Genomic DNA, 17,679 nt, shown 5'->3' with positions numbered 1-17,679 from the left:
AACTACAGGAGAATTTAACCTATACCAGTTGACCAAAGCCAATGATAATTAGAGGTTATCATGCGGTGACCAGAAAACAAGTTGTATAGTAGCAAAATCCGAAAGGATATATTTATAGAATACAAGGAGGGATTAATATGCTATTTACCAAAGCGATTGTCCGGACGCCAGCACCAAGCGTAGTCAACGGAATTGACGACTACGCCAACGAGGGTAAGCCCAATTACCAGCTGGCACTAAAAGAGCATCAGGACTACGTTACCCTGCTGCAAAAACTGGGGATCACCGTCACCACCCTGCCGCCATTGGCTGATTTCCCGGACTCTTGTTTCGTTGAGGATCCGGCAGTGGTCTTCGATGACTTCGCCGTCATTACCAACCCCGCCAGAGACACTCGGCAAAAGGAGCGGGAACTGATCAAGCCGGCAATTGAAAAGTTCTACGACGACAAGCAGATCTTTGAAATCACCAGCCCCGGAACGCTCGAAGGTGGTGACGTCATGCCGGTGGACAATGACCTGATCTACGTTGGCCTCTCCGCACGGACCAACCAGGCCGGAATCGACCAGTTTAGTAAAATTGCCGCCAAGTTCGGCAAAACCGTCAAGGCTGTTCCGGTTAAGCAGGTTCTTCACCTCAAGACCGGCACCACCTACATGGGCAATAACAAGCTGCTGGTGTCCGGTGAGTACATTGACAGTCCCTACTTTCAGGATTTCGACCAGCTAAAGGTTCCTGCTGGCGAAGACTACGCCGTCAACTGCATCAACACCGGCAACGGTGTCATTATGCCAGCCGGCTTTCCAGGAGTTAAGCGGCTGCTGGAAGAAAACGGCTTCACCACCTACGAGGCCAACATGTCGGAATTTAGCAAGATCGACGGTGGCTTGACCTGCCTGTCGCTGCGTTTTAACTAAAATTTGGCAAAATTAAAAACTGGCTAGCAAGCGCAATTTCACGCCTACTGGCCAGTTTTAATAAAGATAATAGGCGGTGGGACAGAACTCGCGTTTTACCGTCCGCCCACAATCTTAGTGACAACCGTGGTGAAGTAGTCCATCAGGCCATCGGGATTGGCGGTGAAGTCCTCGATGAAAGTCCCCTTTTGTGGCTGGGCCATTCCGACCTGCTTGCCCATGATGTCAAACACCAGGAGATTATGCTGCTGGTCATCCCATTTAACATCGTCGTAGTGGCCTTCCAGTGCCTCATCCATCAGTGCCTGAAGGATATCCTTGACGGCATTTTGAATAATCTCTTCCTTGGTGACCTGCTCACCGGCCTTCTTGCGGTCGATCAGCTGAACTTCAACTTCGGTCATGTTTTGCGGAATTTGAATACTCACCTGTTCTCACCTCTTTATTTGCGATGACGCTTTTTCCGGGCCTTCTTGCTAAACTTAATGCCCCGTGGTGCCCGGTGGTGGCGAACTGCCTTTTCACCCGGTTGACTGAGTCGTGCTCGCTGTTGGGCCGCATGCTGACGCCGAACTAGCTGCTGGTGCTCGTATTCCCGCCATGGCCGCAGAAGGGTCCGCATAAAGTCGGCCACTTCGTCTCTATGCCCGTCCATCCACTGATCGGCGGCTTTCATATCGTCGATGTTGACACCGTTGCTACGGATAAAGGACATGACCAGCTGGGTTTCCCGTTCCTTACGTGAAAGGGAAGCCAGCATCGACTGGGACGGCTGCATGTTAGCGATCGACTTGAGCGCAGTCTTGTACTGGTCCATATCGATCTTGTTGGTCCGCTTGAGGTAGTCAAAGAGGGCCTGGGCGGTTGGCACAATGTTTTGAATCTGCTTGGGAGTGATGTCCGGGTCAAGCGGCATCATCATCCCTAAGACCCGCTGCAGGTCGCTGAAGTCCCATTCGCCAGGGTATTCGTTAAACTCTTGATGAATCAGGGTCAAGAATTCTACCACGATATACTGCTGCTGGGCGTGGTCCAGGAACTGGTGCTGGAATTCCGGCGCCGTCGCAACCGCTACCTTGGTGTCACTGATGAACTGTTCCAATTTAGCTGGTGACCAGTCAGCCCGGTGCACCTTTTTAATGGCATTGTTTGTTGATGCCGGCTCAGTGTCTTTTTCTGCAGCCGAGGAGGCAGTCGTTGTTTCCCCGTGTAACTGAGCCCAGGTCTGGTGGGCCTTCCGGCAGGTGTTCATGTTCGTCCGCTGCGAATCAATGGCAGCCTCAATCTCCTTGAGCTGGTCAACCTTCAGGAACTTCTGATAGGCCTTTAATACCGGCGCCACGGCAATGCCAAACTGATTGGTCAAAGCCGGGTCCGCAATAAAGTCCCCAACCATCACTTCGCGAACCGCCTGGGGTGTCCACGCGGTGTCGGCCAAGTGTTGCTCGTTGAACATGTGCTGGTTAAAACGGGTCAGGATGTCCTGAGCATGTTTCTGCTGGTTAGCAGAGAGCTGATGATACGTGGACGAAGTGAGGAACTGCTTCAGATGTTCTTCTTGCTCGTTCATTTCTACAATTATTCCTCCGTCTCAAATAATTAAATTACCATTCTATGATACCATAAATGGAAAATAGCGAAAAAAGAAAGGATTGACTCTGATGCAGCGCAAAAAACTGGTTGAAGAAATGAAGCACGTCTACTTTCAAAAGATGACGGCCAACGGCTATCACGAGATTGAGGAGCAAATTGCCACCCTCCAAAAACAGCGGCCGGCCAAGATCGAACAGCTCAAAGCCGCCCGGGCCCTCGGCGACCTGTCAGAAAACACCGAATATAGCACTGCCAAACGAGAACTGCGCCACTTGGAGAGCCGGCTACGCTACCTCAATAAGCAGCTCCAGTATGCCCAGATTATCACTCCGACCGACGATTCCCACGTCGACCTGGGAACCAGGGTTACCCTGCAATTTGAAGACGACGAGGACCAGACCACCTACCAAATCGTCGGTAAGCAGGAGGCCGATCTCGCCCAGCAGAAAATTACTTTTGACTCCCCCCTCGGCGCCGCCCTCATGCACCATCAGGCGGGTGACACCGTGACGGTCCAGGCTCCGCAATCCACTTACCAGGTTAAAATCATCCGGGTCCAGCTTGCCAATTAGGGCTTGATTTGACCGACCGTTCCTTGTTTAAGCGCAACTTTCTAATTGACTTTTAATCTTAACCGGGTTAAAATGTTACTAACAAATTACAAGTGTTAAGTTTAAAGGAGTGGTGATCATGATTAAAGCATTAACCCTTAGCCAGTCCCAGCACATTACCTGCTGTTGTTAATCTTCCATTTAATTCCCAGCATCATTTGCATGATGGGCTTTTTGGCGTAGTGCAATCCCCGCGCGGAGAAGATTAATAACAGCTTTTTTATACTAAATTTTCACGAAAATTGAGGTGATATCGTGACCGTCACTCCTATTCATATTGGAATCCTAAATCTAATGCACGATAAGGTTGACACCCAACGGCGCTTTCAGCACGTGCTGGCTCAATCAGATTTTCCGGTGAAGCTGACCTTCCTGTACCCCCAGCAACATTACCAGGGGCGTCCCGTTCCCGAGCTCGTCCAGCGCATCTCCCAGCCGCTCGTTTTAGATGAGCTCGACCAGTTCGACGCCTTCATCATCACTGGGGCACCGATCGAACAGCTCCCCTTTGACAAAATCACCTACATTGATGAGATTCACCGATTGATTGACCGGCTCAATGAACTGAACATTCCCCAGCTCTACATCTGCTGGGGGGCAATGGCCGCTGCCAACTACCTGTACGGGATCGACAAGCACCAGCTGCCGAGCAAGCTCTTCGGCATCTATTCCAATCACCTCCTGCAAGCCAGTCCCCTTTTAGCTGGCCTGCCCGATGGCTTTCTCGCTCCCCACGCCCGTTACGCAGAGCTCGACCATCAGCAGGTCTTTAACCATCCCGACTTAGTTTTAGAGGCCGTCACCCCGGGTGGAAATCTCTTCTCCTTCCGGGCACGCCACCATCCCCAATACTTCCTCTTTTCCCACCTGGAATACGGGCGGGAGGCACTGACCAAGGAATACCGTCGAGAAAAGAACGCCTACCCGGACCGGGAATATGCCAAGCCACAGAACTACTACCTCGACCCCATTCACATGCGGGGTCCCCAGTTCAAGTGGCAGCCGGCCCAGCACATTTTCTTTGACAACTGGCTCCACCTGGTTGCCCATCGTATCCAAGCCAAGAATTTAGTAAAGGAGTAATTACTATGACTGAAATCGTTAATTCCATCACCGACCTGATCGGTAACACCCCCATCGTCAAGCTCAACCGCGTCGTCCCGGAAGACGCTGCCGATGTCTACGTTAAACTCGAATTCTTTAACCCCGCCGGCTCTATCAAAGACCGGATCGCTCTGGCCATGATCGAAAAAGCCGAAAAAGACGGAAAGCTTACGGAAGGCGGCACAATTGTCGAACCAACCTCCGGTAACACCGGGGTCGGTCTCGCCATGGTCGCTGCAGCCAAGGGCTACCACCTGGTAATCACCATGCCGGAAACGATGAGTGTTGAACGGCGCAAGCTCATGCAGGGCTACGGCGCCGAACTGGTTCTCACCCCGGGTGCCGACGGGATGAAGGGTGCCATCGCCAAGGCTGAGGAATTAGTCAAGGAAAAGGGCTACTTCATGCCGATGCAGTTCGATAACCCAGCTAACCCAGCCATCCACGAAGAAGCCACCGGTCAGGAAATCATCGAGGCCTTTGGCAAGGACAACCTGCCTAATGCCTTTGTTGCCGGGGTTGGTACTGGCGGCACCCTGACCGGGATCGGTCATGCCCTAAAGAAGGCTAACCCAGCTACCAAGGTTTACGCCTTGGAGCCAGCCGAATCACCGGTATTGAAGGAAGGCCACGGTGGCAAGCACAAGATCCAAGGAATCTCCGCCGGCTTCGTTCCGGAGGTGCTGGATCAGGATGTTTACGACGGCATCCTCGAGATCAAGAGTGACGACGCCATCGCCATGGCTCGGGAAGTTGCCCACCAAGAAGGGATCCTGGTCGGAATTTCTGCCGGCGCCAACATCAAGGGTGCCATTGAATTGGCTAAGAAGCTGGGCAAGGGCAAGAAGGTCATCACCGTCTCACCGGATGGCGGCGACCGTTACCTGTCTACCGAAATGTTTGATTACTAACACTACCAACTAAACAAACAACCTGGAAGAAGCATCATTTCTTCCAGGTTGTTTTTTAGTCAAAGCTCTTCAGCGAATCCATTATCAAGCGGATAAATCGTGGCCGATCGATGTCCAACAATACCTCGGTATTCACCGGCTTCCCGGTCAGCCGGTAGCAATCACAAACCGTTTCGCCTCGGGTGAGGTCGCCCTGCGTCTCGACGTCAACGTTCATCTTATCGGTCTTAAACATCGTCGGATCAATCAACCAGGCAATCGTGCACGGATCGTGAAGCGGCGCCCCCGTGAAGCCCCACTTTGGATTTTCGTGGTACTGTTCAAAGAAGCTCAGTAATCCATAGAATGCCTGACCAATGGGGTTTTTAATCTCCTTGACCGCTTCGATCTCATCCTTCATGATCTGAGCCTTGTGGGTAACGTTCAGTGGTGCCATCACCAGTGGAATGCCAAAGTTCAGGACGATTTTGGCGGCCTCGGGGTCAACGAAGATATTGAATTCCACGGATGGTCGCCAGTTGCCCAGGCCCATTGCGCCACCCATGAAGACAATCTGGTCAATTTTCTTCCGTGCCAGGTCCGGGTAGACCCGCAGGAAAAGGGCCGCATTGGTCATCGGCCCAGTCACCACCAGGGTAACCTGATCGTCATTTTCGCGCAGCGTCTTGGCAATCAATTCGATTGCGGTCATTTTCTGAACCGCAAAATCGGGATCCGGCAAATCGGCACCGTCTAAGCCGGTTTCCCCGTGAACCTCTGGAGCCGTCTCCAGGGGCTTCACCAGGGGCGTTTGGTTCCCCGAGGCGACCGGAATGTCCTCACGTTGCAGCAGCGTCAGCATCCGCATGGCGTTGTTCAGCGTCTTGTCTGGAGTCTGGTTCCCCGCAGAAGTGGTCACGGCTAAGAGGTCAATTGCCGGGTTGGCCACCGCCAGCGTCATTGCCAGGGCATCATCATGGCCCGGGTCACAATCTAAAATAATTTTCTTTGCCATTTCGATCATCCTTTCATGAATTTACTTTCTTCTTTGATCTTACCGGATTTTGGGAGCGCTTACAGTCCTTAAGCGGCTATTGATCCATTATTAAACCCGCTGCAGTCGTAAAGTGAACCGCAGCGGGTTTTCTATTCTATAAGATTGGCGAGAGGAGCCGGGAGAAGTACTGCTTAAACTTGCGCCATCGCGATTGCGCGTCGAAGTATTCCGGCGTCAACAAGGTGCTGTCCTTGATGTCGTCCTCAAAGATCTTTTTCAGCTGTGCCGTTAGCTTGGCGTTATAGGCAAAGGCATTGGCCTCGAAGTTCAGCCGGTAGGAGCGGTAATCCTGATTGGCCGAACCAACTGAGGAAAGGTTATTGCCGCTGACCATCGTCTTGGCATGGATGAAACCATTGTTGTACTTGTAGACTTTAACCCCATTGTTGACCAGGTACTTCGCGTAGTACTCGGTTGCCCGGTAGACGAAGGGGTGATCGGGCATCGCCGGAATCATGATCCGCACGTCGATCCCGCTCCGGGCCGCGATGATCAACGACTCCAGGATTGGCTCCCCGGGGATCAGGTACGGCGTCTGGATGTAGACGTATTTGCGGGCCGAGCTGATGATCGACTCATAGCCCCGCCGGATCGCGAAGTTTTCGTTGTCCGGCCCGGACGAAACGATCTGCATAGCGACCTCGTCCTCATCCCCCGTCGGCTTTTTCACCTTAAAGCTGGTAAAGGCCTTACTAGTGTCGATCCGGGTCTTGTTAGTCTTCCGGCAGGTGGTGTTCCAGTCCATCGCAAAGCGCGCCGTCAAAAGCATCGCAGCCTGGCCAAACACCCGCAGATGGGTATCACGCCAGTAGCCAAACTTCGAATCGACGCCCAGGTACTGGTCACCGATGTTGAAGCCCCCGATGTAGCCCAGTTTGCCATCAATCACCACGATCTTGCGGTGAAGGTGGTAGTTCAGCCGCGGAGTCGAAATCCGCTTATTGGAGCGGGAGTTAAACGGCTGGGCCTCTCCACCGAGCTCCTCTAAGTGCGCAAAGAAACGGAAAGTGGTCCCCCGTGAACCGCTCAAATCGTAGAGTACTTTCACGGTAACGTGGCGCGCGGCGGCCCGCTCGAGCGCCTTCAGAATCCGCGTTCCCAACTCGTCGGAATAAAAGGTGTAGAACTCAATGTAGACGTGATCCGTGGCGGCATCGATGTCCTCAATCAGCTTATCAAAGAGCTTGTGCCCGTCGACAAACACGTCCACGTGGTTGTTAAAAGTCACCAGGGCATGGTCCAAGCCCAGCGAGAGACGGATCAACTGGCGTGCTCGGGCAAACTGCCCCTTGGAGGCGTCCGGCTGACGGCGATTGATTACTGCTTCCTGCTTACCAACCATTTTTTGGGCAACGGCCCGCTGCTCGGCTCGGATGCTGAAGATATCATCGTTCGATAGCTTCCGCCCAACAAAAAGATAGGCGATGAAGCCGACGATTGGAAACAGCGACAACACCAACAGCCAGGCCCAGGTCGATGCGATGTCACGCCGGGTCCGAAAGACGGTCCAAATCGCAAAGGCAATGTTGATCACCCAAATTACTTCAATGATTCGTCGAACGACGTCCCAAGTCCAAACAATGTTCATCTTTTTATTCCTCCCTATTCTTGTCGAGGTCTATTATAGCCCAGCTATCGCGCTGACGGGACCCTAGCGAAGAATATCGATCAGGTTTTTGTTAGCCGCCTGACGGGCTGGCAAGATCCCGAAGACCAGGCCGACCGCCGCTGAGGTTCCAAAGGCCAGCAGGAAGGCGTTCAGCGTGATATGGGCGTGGATGTGAATGCCGCTGCCGATCGAATGCGACAGGAGCGGCGCAATCAGGTGGGCCAAGCCGGCACCGCCGAGAAAGCCCAGCAGGCCCCCGGTAACCGTCAGCACGACCGCCTCAATCAGGAACTGCATCATAATGTTGGCCGGGGTCGCCCCGACAGCCAAACGAATCCCGATCTCCTGGGTCCGCTCAGATACCGAGATGTACATCATGTTCATGACGCCGATCCCGGCGATAAAGAGAGAAATAGCGGCGATCAGGCTGATGAAGCTGGTGATGATGCTCATCTGGGAGGAGAACTGTTTGAGGGCCTTCTCCATGTCCTCGTAGGTGTAGGTCCCTTGGCTGGCCGCGCTGCCGTTCTTCTTCAGGTATTTTTCGACCTTGCGGGAAAGGCGACCAGCGTTCTCCCCCTGATCAAAGGTCAGCTTGATCGTGTTTCCCTGGCTGGCGGTATCACCCTGGTAGTAGAGCTTCTTTGGCAGCAGGAGGTCAACCCCGTACTTATTTTCGTCACCGTCCGTGGAGTATTCCGCCTGGCCACGGTAGACGCCGACCACCCGGTAACTGGTGGAACCGACCGTGGCCGTGGTACCAATGGCGTTTTGCGCGGTCCCGTACTGCTTTTTGGCCAGTGACTCCTTCATCAGGGCGACTGGTTCTCCGGTTGCCAATTGACCTGCGGAAAGGTTGTGTCCGGCAATCATCTTCACGTCGGTGGTCGGCTTATTCAGCAGACTAACCGTGGTTCTCTTTAGGGTGTCGCCGATCTCCGCATGGGTGTTGAGGTTGGCCGTTTCGTGCTCGATCCGAACCCGACGTACCTCACCGCCAAACTGGTTGTCGATGTTGGTCAGATCCTGCTGGTTAAAGCCGTTGACCGCCGAATTTTCGTTATCCGGAGTGTAGTAGATCTCCGTCGTCTGCTGACCCCGCTTGGCGTTGTTGCCGAACTTGTCGTACATCGTCTGGGTGATCCCGTCCCCAATCCCGAGAATCGTAATCACGGCCGCAATCCCGATCATGATCCCGATGATGGTCAGAAAACTGCGCTTCTTATTGGCCCGCAGCGAACGCAGCGCGGTCCGAATTAATTCACTTACCCGCATCGCGCACCTCCTGACTGTCGCTGACGACCCGGCCGTCGATGATCTTGACTATCCGGTCGCACTGAGCGGCCACCTTGGGGTCGTGGGTGACCATGATGATCGTCGTCCCCTCGTTTTGATTGAGCTCCTTAAAGAGGTTCATGATTTCCTGACTGGTCTCGGTGTCCAGGGCCCCGGTCGGCTCATCGGCAATTAGAAAATGGGGATGGCTGACGATCGCCCGGGCAATTGAGACCCGCTGCTGCTGACCACCGGACATGTTTTGCGGCAGAGAGTCGCCATAGCCGTGCAGACCGACCTGATCGAGGACCGCTTCGACCCGTCCCCTGATGGTGCTGCGCCGCTGGCCGGCATAGAGAAGCGGCAGGGCCACGTTCTCCACCACCGAGGCCTCCCGGATCAGCTTAAAGTTCTGGAAGACGAAGCCGACATTTTGGTTGCGGAGCTTGGAAAACTGCTTTCGTGTGTAGTTGTGGATCGGCTGACCCTCGTAAAAGTAATTGCCCTCAAAGTCATCATCAAGGAAGCCGATGATGTTAATCAGGGTCGATTTTCCCGAACCAGACTCCCCGATGATTGCCACCAGCTCACCCTGGTCGACATTTAGGCTAATGTCGTGCAGAACATGGAAACGGTGATCGCCCTGGCGGTAATACTTGTTGATACGCTCGAGCTTAATCATCTTGATCAACCTTTGTGTTGTCTTTGAGGTGCTTTCCCGGGTTGGTTACGATCCGATCGCCCGCGTCAACCCCGTCAGTGACCAGGTAGGAGCTGTTAACCGCGTGCCCGCTGACGTGAACTGCCTGGGCCCGGCCGTCAATCACGACGAAAACCTTCCCGTGGCGGACGGCAGACTTCGGGATTCGTACCCCGTCCTGAGCAATGAATGCCTTGGCGGTCTGACCAGCCATAAACTTGTTGGCGTTCAGATTGGCAGTTACCTTGTACTTGCTGTTATTGCCCGTGGCCTTGGTGGGCACCTTAGCCAGGTACGACACCGGCGTCTTTTCAGTCCGGTTGGTTGCCAGCGCCTTGACCTGCAGGGTCGTTCCCTGGTGGAGCTTGCTGTAGTCGTATTCGGAAATTTGGCCGGTAAATTGAAGGCTGTCGGAATAAAGGGTCACCACCGGCTGATCTTGCTTAGACTGGTCGACCGTCACGTAGCCTGCATACGGCGCCGTCAGTGTCTGATTGACTTTGCTGTTAGTCGTGTTGAGTCGGGACTGGGTCGAACTAACGCTGGCTTGGGCGTCATTATAAGCGTTCTGGGCCTCCGTCAGCTGGCTCTGCAGGTCCGCCTGTTCATCCTCGCCCGCGCTGCTGATTTGTTGGCGAAGGCTGTTGATCGTCTGCTGCTGCGATTTGACCTGCTGCTGAGCCTTAGTCAGGTCTCCCTGGAGCTCGGTCGCACTGTCCTGGGTCTCGTCATTATGGGTCGTCAGGATCGGCGTGCCCTGAGCAACGTGATCACCGTCCTTCACGTTTAGACTCTGCAGTTTCCCAGATGGCAGCGCCAGCACCTGAGTTTGGGTTGCTTCAACCTTGCCCGTCAACGCAAAGTCGGACTGGCGGCTAACCTTCATCGTCCGGTACTTGGGTTGGGTGCTTGCCTTTTGCTGGTTTGCGGCATGGACCGCCACCGCGATCACAATTACTACCACCAACAGCCCGGCAAGCAGCAGCCAGCGCCGCCGCTTGCTCGCCAGCAGGCCCTTCCTCAATCCCCGCCGTGTTTTCTTTTCCTTTGCCACGATTTTCTCCTCCCAATAGAACAAATTCGTTTGCTTGTATCATACCAAATATTGCTGACTGAAGCGACGGCAATAAAAAATCACCCGGGAAATAATCCTGGGTGATTATGGAGTGTTTTGATAAAACAGTGGTTATTAGTGCAAGGCAGTGAAGAAAGTAATGAAGCCAAAGAAGATTCCCGGGAAGTTGGCGACAAAGACTGCCCAGTCACGTTCACTCTTAAACCATGCGTAGATTGACCACAGCGTGCAGTTTAGACCCGCAACAAATGGCTGGAGAGGTGCACAGTAGGCACCGTGAAGGTTGTTGATGATCTGTGGAATGTATGAAACGTACATGCAGACGGCGATCACACTGGCAACGACACTTAAGACCCGGATAAATTTAGTTTCCTTCATAATTTTGTACCCCTTTTTCTCTCTCAATTCTTTAATTATTCAGTTGCGGCTTTCAGCGCCAGAGCAAAGTCGCCGATCGTGGCGGAACCATTATTCTGTGCCAGTGGCATCGTAATGTATTCATCCACGTTGTCGATCGGGATGTAGTTGTTCAGGAGTTCCATGAACTTTGGCCGAACCTTCTTCAGGAACTCTTCGCTGACGACCCCGCCACCGAAGACCAGTTGGCCAGGCCGGAACATCAGGGTTGCGTCCAGGGCTGCCTGAGCAACATAGTAGGCCATGATGTCCCAAACGTGATCAGTCAATGGAACATCCTTCCCCTTCTTCCCGGTCCGGGCCTCAAAGGTTGGCCCGCTGACCAGGCCCTCCAGGCAGTCACCGTGGAATGGGCAGATGCCCTTGAAGTCCAAGTCGTCTGGGTGACGCTTCAGGCGAATGTGGCCCATCTCAGGGTGACCCGTTTCACCGACAAACTTGCCATCGATCACGGCACCGGCCCCGACGCCGGTCCCGATCGTGTAGTAAACCAGGGAGTTGACCCGCTTATTGAACAGCGTGGAGAGAACGTATTCACCGTAAGCGGAGCCGTTGACATCGGTCGTCCAGTAGATCGGAATGTTGAAATGTTCCTTGAACGGACCAACAAAGTTCGTATCTGCCCAACCCGGCTTTGGCGTACTGGTGATGTAGCCGTACTTTGGGGAGCTCTTGCGGATTTCGATCGGGCCGAATGAGGCAATCCCGATTGCTGACAGATCAGCCTTGTACTGATCGAACCAATCGATGCACTTCTGCAGTGTTTCTTCCGGCGTGGTCGTTGGAATGTGAATTGAATCTTTAACTTGGTAGTTGGTGTCACCGACTGCACAGACGAACTTGGTCCCGCCGGCTTCGATACTTCCTAATAACATCATTTTGGCTCCTCCTTAGTTGTTCTTTTCCATTTCTGCCCGCAGCTTATCGCCGACTTCTTCGTAGCCCGGCTTGCCCAGCAGACCAAACATGTTGACCTTGTAGGCTTCGACACCCGGCTGGTTGAATGGATTGATCCCGTTCAGGTAGCCGGAGATACCCATGGCGACTTCAAAGAAGTAAATCAAATAACCCAGGGTGTACTCGTTCTCTTCTGGGATGTGAACGGTCATGACTGGAACGCCACCGGCCGTGTGAGCGGCAACAACGGCTTCGTAAGCCTTGGTGTTGGTGAAGTCCATCGTCTTGCCTTCCAGGTACTTGAGGCCGTCGAGGTTGTCGTCTTCGCTCGGGATGTCAACGTCGTAGTTTGGCTTGTCAAGCTTGACCACAGTCTCCATCAGGAAGCGCCGACCCTCCTGGATGTACTGACCTAGGGAGTGCAGGTCGGTCGTGAAGTTGGCGCTGGATGGGTAGATGCCCTTTTGATCCTTCCCTTCGGATTCGCCGGCCAGTTGCTTCCACCATTCGGCGAACATCCGCATGTTTGGCTCGTAGTTTTCCAGCAGTTCGGTCTCGTAGCCCTTCCGGTACAGGATATTCCGGTAGGCGGCGTATTGGTAAGCTTCGTTCTTGGTCAGGTCGGGGTCAACGAAATCTTTTTCGGCCTGGGCGGCACCGGCCATCAGCTGGTCAATGTCGGCACCGGAAGCGGCAATTGGCAAGAGACCCACGGCGGAGAGGACGGAGTAACGACCGCCGACCCCATCTGGAATGACAAAGCTTTCGTAGCCGTGAGCGTCGGCCTCGGTCTTCAAGGCACCCTTGGCCTTGTCGGTCGTGGCGTAGATCCGCTTGTTGGCCTCTGCCTCACCGTACTTGGCGATCAGCTTGTCCTTGAAGATCCGGAAGGCAATGGATGGTTCCGTGGTCGTCCCGGACTTGGAGACGATGTTGACGGAGAAGTCCTTGTCGCCGATCAGCTGGAGCAGGTCGTGGACGTAGGTCGAACTCAGGGAATTCCCGGCAAAGATGACCAGTGGATACTTGCGATCCTCAGCGCTCTGGGCCTGGTAGAAGGTATTATGTAAGAAGTCGATGGCCATCTGGGCACCCAGGTAGGAGCCCCCGATCCCGATCACGACCAGGATGTCGGAGTCAGCTTGGATCTTCTTGGCGGCCTGCTTGATGCGGGCGAATTCTTCCTTGTCGTATTCGGTTGGCAAATGGAGCCAGTCACGGAAGTCCGCACCAGCACCGGTGCCCTGGCGAAGTTCTTCGTCGGCGGCGTTGACCATTGCCTGCATCTCACCGAGTTCGTTTGCGTGTACAAATTGCTTTAAGCCTTGCTTGTCTAATGAAACATGAGCCATAATAAAAGTCCCTCTTTTTACTAAAATTCCTCAGCTGTTAGTAAAGCGCTTCCTTGTTTCAACGGTTCTTATGTTAGCGTTTTCTGTTTTATCTGTCAACCGGTTGACATAAAAAATTAAAATAAAAAGGAGCGGCATTAGGCCGTTCCCCCATCGATTAGCTTGACTGGCAGCATCACTGACTCCACTTTTTCACCATTTAAGCGGGCTTGGAGCAACTGAACAGCGGTCTTTGCCATTCGGTCAATCGGCTGTTGAACGGTGGTCAGTTGTGGCAACAGAATCCGGGTAGAGTTAGCCCCGTCGTAGCCAACTACTCGCAAGTCTTCCGGAATCAAACGCTTGTACTCCCGTGCAATGTTCATGATCAAACCGGCATTGGTATCGTTATCGGCAAAGATCCCGTCGACCTCTGGGTGTTCTTCAAAAATCCGCCGAATCACCTGGCGCTTCTTCTCGACTGGGTCATCAAAGCTAATATGATAAGTAATCGGGGTTCGTCCGTGCAGCCGCAGCAACTCCTCATAAGCTAAACGCCGTTCGTGGTTCGGCGTCGGAATGTTTTCTGGATAGTTAGTGTGGATAATATGCTGGCAGCCATCGTCGAGTAAGCGTTGTGTGGCAAGCCGCCCTCCGTTGTAATTGTCGGATGACACCACCGGAACATTTTTGCTGACGATTTGTTCAATCGAAACGATTGGCAAGGTTGTGCGCTGGTACTCATCGATGTCCTCGTTATGGGCCCCGACGATGAGACCATCGACCTGCCGGTTCAGAAGCTGCCGCAAAAAACTGCGCTCCTTGCCCGGGTCATTCTGACTGTTCCCCATCAAAACCTTGTAACCGCGGTGATAAAGCTCACTTTCCAGAGCCGCTTCCAATTGACCGAAGAAGGGATCATCGGTAGTTGGGAAGATCAGACCGACAATTTTTGTTTCCTGCTTATAAAGCTGGCGAGCAATCGCATTGGGCCGGTAATTTAGTTTTTCCATTGCGTGGTGGACCTTGGCAATGGTTGCTTCACTAAGATAACCACGCTGGTTCAAAACGCGGGAAACAGTTGTCTTGGACACCCCCGCCTCGCGCGCAACATCGTCTAATTTGACTGGCTTTTGTGCCATTTCTTTCACCTGATTTTTAACATAATTAGTTTTATTATAGCATTTTCAACCAACGAAAAATTAAAAAGCCCGCTTAAACGCGAGCAATTGTGATTATAATGCTGCTCGATAGGCGGCGAGGGTCACGGGATCAAAGCAGACCATTGTCACCTGCTCGACGTTGGTAGATTGCGCAAGAAAATCCCGGATGGTCGCCAGCGCAATTGGAGCTGCTTGTTCAAGGGGAAAGGCATAGACTCCGGTGCTGATCGACGGAAAGGCCACCGTCCGACAACCATATTCTTCCGCTAGGAGCAGGCTGTTGCGGTACGAATTGGCCAGCAGTTGGGCCTCATCCCCAGTGCCCCCGTGCCAGATTGGCCCCGGGGTATGAATGATGTAGCGGGCCGGCAGGTTGAAGCCGCTGGTGATTCGGGCCTCACCGGTGGGACAGCCATGAAACTTGCGGCAGGCCGCATACAAGGCCGGCCCGGCTGCCCGATGGATGGCGCCGTCAACGCCACCCCCGCCCATCAGCGTGGTGTTGGCCGCGTTGACGATTGCATCGACCGCCAGCGTTGTGATGTCGTCTTGAATAACTTGAACTTGTTTCATTGGTAGGCCTCCTGTTTCCAAAATCACGAGTTAATTTCATCTCAATTTTAGATTGCTTTAGCAGTCTCTTCTAGTTATTTTCCGGGAAATAATCATTAAAAAAAGGCCCACTCATTCCTGAGCAAGCCTTGTAAAGTCCTTTATTACCAAATATTGACCCGATCCGCGGGAGCCTTGTACATCTTGTCGCCTGGCTGAATATCAAAGGCGGTGTAGAAGTCGGCCTGGTTCTGGGCCTGGACATTGGCCCGCAGCTTTTGCGGGGCGTGAACGTCGATTGACAGCAACAGTTGATCATACTGCTTAGTGGCCTTCATCCGCCAGATCGTTGCCCAATTGATGAAAAATTCCTTGGCATTGAAATCGGCCTCATCCTTGGCGGCCTCGAGGGCACAGCTGAGCCCACCCCCGTCGGCAATGTTTTCGGAAACGGTCAGCTTACCGTTGACCTTCTGTCCGGCAAACGGCAGGCCGTCGAACTCGTCGATCATCTTCTGGGCCAATTGCTTGAAGTGGGCAGAATCTTCCGCGGTCCACCAGTTGTTCAGGTTTCCGTACTCATCGAACAGTGCCCCGTTGTTATCGAAGGCGTGGGAGATTTCGTGGGCGATGACGGCTCCAATCCCGCCGTAGTTCTGGCTGCTGGACTGCTTCAGGGAGTAGAACGGCGCCTGCAGGATGGCTGCCGGGAAGACGATGATGTTCTTGAACGGGTGGTAGTAAGCGTTGACCGTGGCCGCGCTCATTTCCCAGCGCATCCGGTCCACCGGCTTATTCCAGCGCTTGAACATTTCACGGTTGCGAGTGATCGTCAGTTGGTTCAGGTTGGCGATTAGGGACTCACCATCGTCGACCTTCAGTTGGTCGTAGAGTGCCGGGATCTTGTCTGGGTAGCCAACCTGGATGCCCAGCTTGTCGAGCTTCAGGACGGCCTTTTCACGGGTAGCCTTGCTCAGCCAATCATTCTTCGCCAGCCGGTTCTTGTAGACCTTGACCATCTGCTCAACCATGTGGTGAACGTCGGCTTTTGCCTTGGGACCGAAGTACTTCTTACCGTAATAGTCCCCGGCCACCTGGCTGAAGACGTCACGCGCCAGGTAGTAGGCAAACTTCCGCTGGCTGATCGGTTTCTTGCTGCCGGAGAGGGCCCGACCAAAGCGGCCGTTAATCTCCCGCATTTCGTCGTCTAGGTAGCTGGCGTAGTCGCGAATAACGTTGACAATCGCCCAGTCCTTGAAAAGGTCGAAGTGGCCCTTCAGGATTTCGTCTAAAGCCTTGAAGTAGTCCGGTTCAGTGACAATCACCTTTTCTGGTTCCGTGCCCACCAGTCGCTTAATCACCGCGGCCAGGTCCAACTGATCGGTGGAAGCAGCCAGCTCGGCCACCGTCTGCGGGTTGTACATCTTGCTGTAGTCGGCTGCTTCTTCGGCACTCTTGACGTGGGGGGCCAGCAGCGCATCAAACTGCTTGGCGTGCTCAATGATCGCAGCGGCCTCGTCTTTGTCGTACTTGAGTTTGTCCATCAGCGCGGTCATCATGTCCGTCCACAGTTTCAGCAACTGGTCATGCTCTTGCCGCTTGTCCGGAGCGTAGTAGCTCTTGTCCGGCAGAATCAACGCTGGTGAAGAGGCGAAGAGTGCATAAACCGTGGCGTTTTTCATGTCAGCATCGATGTCAAAGCTGACCGGTGAAGGCAGCCCGGCCATGATCCAGTTGCGCCATTGGTTTTGGTAATCATCATAGGACTGGAGGTCGGTCACACTGGACAGGACCCGTTGCAGTGCCTTGGGACCAATCTTTTTCCGCAGTTCAAATTTCTTGGCAACCCGGTAAAGCTTGATCATCTCATTGAAGCGCGCGTCGTCGGACTTTTCCTTCCCATCCGCGTAGGAGTCAAAGTCATCCATCATCTGCTTGTCGATCGCGTCCACCAGGTCGTTGAAGCCACCAGTTGCCGGCTTGTCGTCGGGAATCTTTGCCTGCTTGATCCATTCGCCATTGACGGCTTCGTATAGGTCATCCTTGATCATCTTTTCGTTTATTGCCACAATCTTGTCCCCCTTAAAAGGTTTAATACTTTAATTATACTATCTTTCGATTTTAGCGGCACTCACAGCGCACTAGTCCTGGAAGGGTGCCAACAACGCCTGCCGGGCATTGGGCGAGAACCACTGATCATGGCGCATAATCAGCTGGTTGACCGCCTGGTAGTTACTCAGGTCGGTTGTGCCCTCCAGTAGCCCCGCCACCTGGAGCTGACGGGCAAAGTGAACGTCGGCGGCTTCCAGAACATTGCGGTAGATCGGTTGATCATCCGGGTCCCAATTTTCATTCAAAAGGCCGACTGCCCGCCGGTACTCATCGCTGTGGGTCAAAACCCGCTGCATCGCCTGTGGATTCAAAATGCTTGTCATCCCTGATTCCCTCTTTCAGTTGAAATACGTGCCCGCGCGGCTGCTTGACCGAC

General features: G+C 53.6%; 18 protein-coding genes. 4 read left to right on the top strand and 14 right to left on the bottom strand.

Annotated elements, in window-relative coordinates; all coding sequences use genetic code 11:
- Positions 1-137: 137 nt before the first annotated feature.
- On the top strand, positions 138-917 hold the full coding sequence (locus OCT58_RS06270; protein WP_267202026.1) for a dimethylarginine dimethylaminohydrolase family protein: 780 nt from the start codon (positions 138-140) through the stop codon (positions 915-917).
- Between the two features lie 95 nt (positions 918-1,012).
- On the opposite strand, the gene OCT58_RS06265 is transcribed toward OCT58_RS06270, so the two are convergent.
- On the bottom strand, positions 1,013-1,345 hold the full coding sequence (locus OCT58_RS06265; RefSeq protein WP_267202025.1) for a hypothetical protein: 333 nt from the start codon (positions 1,343-1,345) through the stop codon (positions 1,013-1,015).
- 14 nt (positions 1,346-1,359) lie between these two features.
- On the bottom strand, positions 1,360-2,487 hold the full coding sequence (locus OCT58_RS06260) for a hypothetical protein (RefSeq protein WP_267202024.1): 1,128 nt from the start codon (positions 2,485-2,487) through the stop codon (positions 1,360-1,362).
- Between the two features lie 91 nt (positions 2,488-2,578).
- On the opposite strand from OCT58_RS06260, the gene greA reads away from it, so the two are divergent.
- From greA to cysK, 3 genes are all read left to right on the top strand, one after another.
- Complete coding sequence (gene greA / locus OCT58_RS06255) at positions 2,579-3,082, top strand: transcription elongation factor GreA (protein WP_267202023.1); 504 nt, start codon at positions 2,579-2,581, stop codon at positions 3,080-3,082.
- Between the two features lie 294 nt (positions 3,083-3,376).
- Complete coding sequence (locus OCT58_RS06250) at positions 3,377-4,204, top strand: homoserine O-acetyltransferase/O-succinyltransferase family protein (protein WP_267202022.1); 828 nt, start codon at positions 3,377-3,379, stop codon at positions 4,202-4,204.
- A gap of 5 nt (positions 4,205-4,209) precedes the next feature.
- Positions 4,210-5,136, top strand: a complete 927-nt coding sequence (cysK, locus tag OCT58_RS06245) for a cysteine synthase A (RefSeq protein WP_267202021.1) — start codon at positions 4,210-4,212, stop codon at positions 5,134-5,136.
- 55 nt (positions 5,137-5,191) lie between these two features.
- Here the strand turns inward: cysK and rihA are convergent, their stop codons facing one another.
- The 12 genes from rihA to OCT58_RS06185 form a co-directional block, all read right to left on the bottom strand.
- Positions 5,192-6,130 carry a pyrimidine-specific ribonucleoside hydrolase RihA gene (gene rihA / locus OCT58_RS06240; RefSeq protein WP_267202020.1) on the bottom strand — a complete coding sequence of 313 codons (939 nt, stop codon included), beginning with the start codon at positions 6,128-6,130 and terminating at the stop codon, positions 5,192-5,194.
- A gap of 136 nt (positions 6,131-6,266) precedes the next feature.
- On the bottom strand, positions 6,267-7,760 hold the full coding sequence (gene cls / locus OCT58_RS06235; protein WP_267202019.1) for a cardiolipin synthase: 1,494 nt from the start codon (positions 7,758-7,760) through the stop codon (positions 6,267-6,269).
- Positions 7,761-7,823: 63 nt separating this feature from the next.
- Entirely contained in the window at positions 7,824-9,056 is a 1,233-nt protein-coding gene (locus tag OCT58_RS06230; RefSeq protein WP_267202018.1) for an ABC transporter permease, read from the bottom strand.
- Positions 9,043-9,738, bottom strand: a complete 696-nt coding sequence (locus tag OCT58_RS06225; RefSeq protein ID WP_267202017.1) for an ABC transporter ATP-binding protein — start codon at positions 9,736-9,738, stop codon at positions 9,043-9,045. Before OCT58_RS06225 ends, OCT58_RS06230 begins: the two co-directional genes overlap by 14 nt.
- Complete coding sequence (locus tag OCT58_RS06220) at positions 9,731-10,810, bottom strand: efflux RND transporter periplasmic adaptor subunit (protein ID WP_267202016.1); 1,080 nt, start codon at positions 10,808-10,810, stop codon at positions 9,731-9,733. Before OCT58_RS06220 ends, OCT58_RS06225 begins: the two co-directional genes overlap by 8 nt.
- A 135-nt stretch (positions 10,811-10,945) precedes the next feature.
- Positions 10,946-11,209 carry a SemiSWEET family transporter gene (locus tag OCT58_RS06215; protein WP_267202015.1) on the bottom strand — a complete coding sequence of 88 codons (264 nt, stop codon included), beginning with the start codon at positions 11,207-11,209 and terminating at the stop codon, positions 10,946-10,948.
- A 35-nt stretch (positions 11,210-11,244) separates the two neighbouring features.
- The gene (gene scrK / locus OCT58_RS06210; RefSeq protein WP_267202027.1) at positions 11,245-12,123 is read right to left on the bottom strand and encodes a fructokinase ScrK; all 879 of its coding nucleotides are present in this window, start codon (positions 12,121-12,123) and stop codon (positions 11,245-11,247) included.
- 15 nt (positions 12,124-12,138) lie between these two features.
- Entirely contained in the window at positions 12,139-13,497 is a 1,359-nt protein-coding gene (locus OCT58_RS06205; protein WP_267202014.1) for a glucose-6-phosphate isomerase, read from the bottom strand.
- Between the two features lie 137 nt (positions 13,498-13,634).
- On the bottom strand, positions 13,635-14,618 hold the full coding sequence (locus OCT58_RS06200) for a LacI family DNA-binding transcriptional regulator (RefSeq protein WP_267202013.1): 984 nt from the start codon (positions 14,616-14,618) through the stop codon (positions 13,635-13,637).
- 93 nt (positions 14,619-14,711) lie between these two features.
- Positions 14,712-15,212 (bottom strand): O-acetyl-ADP-ribose deacetylase, encoded by a 501-nt coding sequence (locus OCT58_RS06195; protein WP_267202012.1) that lies wholly within the window; start codon positions 15,210-15,212, stop codon positions 14,712-14,714.
- Between the two features lie 143 nt (positions 15,213-15,355).
- Positions 15,356-17,242, bottom strand: a complete 1,887-nt coding sequence (locus OCT58_RS06190; protein WP_305069099.1) for a M13 family metallopeptidase — start codon at positions 17,240-17,242, stop codon at positions 15,356-15,358.
- A gap of 90 nt (positions 17,243-17,332) precedes the next feature.
- Positions 17,333-17,626 (bottom strand): hypothetical protein, encoded by a 294-nt coding sequence (locus OCT58_RS06185; protein WP_267202010.1) that lies wholly within the window; start codon positions 17,624-17,626, stop codon positions 17,333-17,335.
- Positions 17,627-17,679 lie beyond the last annotated feature (53 nt).

It is taken from the genome of Limosilactobacillus kribbianus (genome assembly GCF_026413145.1).
Taxonomy (GTDB): domain Bacteria; phylum Bacillota; class Bacilli; order Lactobacillales; family Lactobacillaceae; genus Limosilactobacillus; species Limosilactobacillus kribbianus.
Note: the sequence above shows the minus strand (reverse complement) of the source record. Positions and strands in the feature narration are given on the sequence as shown.

What these genes read in the sequence shown, in the direction of transcription:
- OCT58_RS06270 (WP_267202026.1), top strand. Translation starts at nt 138, where the DNA reads ATGCTATTTACCAAAGCGATTGTCCGGACGCCAGCACCAAGCGTAGTC.
- OCT58_RS06260 (WP_267202024.1), bottom strand. Translation starts at nt 2,487, where the DNA reads ATGAACGAGCAAGAAGAACATCTGAAGCAGTTCCTCACTTCGTCCACG.
- greA (WP_267202023.1), top strand. Translation starts at nt 2,579, where the DNA reads ATGCAGCGCAAAAAACTGGTTGAAGAAATGAAGCACGTCTACTTTCAA.
- cysK (WP_267202021.1), top strand. Translation starts at nt 4,210, where the DNA reads ATGACTGAAATCGTTAATTCCATCACCGACCTGATCGGTAACACCCCC.
- rihA (WP_267202020.1), bottom strand. Translation starts at nt 6,130, where the DNA reads ATGGCAAAGAAAATTATTTTAGATTGTGACCCGGGCCATGATGATGCC.
- cls (WP_267202019.1), bottom strand. Translation starts at nt 7,760, where the DNA reads ATGAACATTGTTTGGACTTGGGACGTCGTTCGACGAATCATTGAAGTA.
- OCT58_RS06230 (WP_267202018.1), bottom strand. Translation starts at nt 9,056, where the DNA reads ATGCGGGTAAGTGAATTAATTCGGACCGCGCTGCGTTCGCTGCGGGCC.
- OCT58_RS06225 (WP_267202017.1), bottom strand. Translation starts at nt 9,738, where the DNA reads ATGATTAAGCTCGAGCGTATCAACAAGTATTACCGCCAGGGCGATCAC.
- OCT58_RS06215 (WP_267202015.1), bottom strand. Translation starts at nt 11,209, where the DNA reads ATGAAGGAAACTAAATTTATCCGGGTCTTAAGTGTCGTTGCCAGTGTG.
- scrK (WP_267202027.1), bottom strand. Translation starts at nt 12,123, where the DNA reads ATGTTATTAGGAAGTATCGAAGCCGGCGGGACCAAGTTCGTCTGTGCA.
- OCT58_RS06205 (WP_267202014.1), bottom strand. Translation starts at nt 13,497, where the DNA reads ATGGCTCATGTTTCATTAGACAAGCAAGGCTTAAAGCAATTTGTACAC.
- OCT58_RS06200 (WP_267202013.1), bottom strand. Translation starts at nt 14,618, where the DNA reads ATGGCACAAAAGCCAGTCAAATTAGACGATGTTGCGCGCGAGGCGGGG.
- OCT58_RS06195 (WP_267202012.1), bottom strand. Translation starts at nt 15,212, where the DNA reads ATGAAACAAGTTCAAGTTATTCAAGACGACATCACAACGCTGGCGGTC.
- OCT58_RS06190 (WP_305069099.1), bottom strand. Translation starts at nt 17,242, where the DNA reads ATGATCAAGGATGACCTATACGAAGCCGTCAATGGCGAATGGATCAAG.
- OCT58_RS06185 (WP_267202010.1), bottom strand. Translation starts at nt 17,626, where the DNA reads ATGACAAGCATTTTGAATCCACAGGCGATGCAGCGGGTTTTGACCCAC.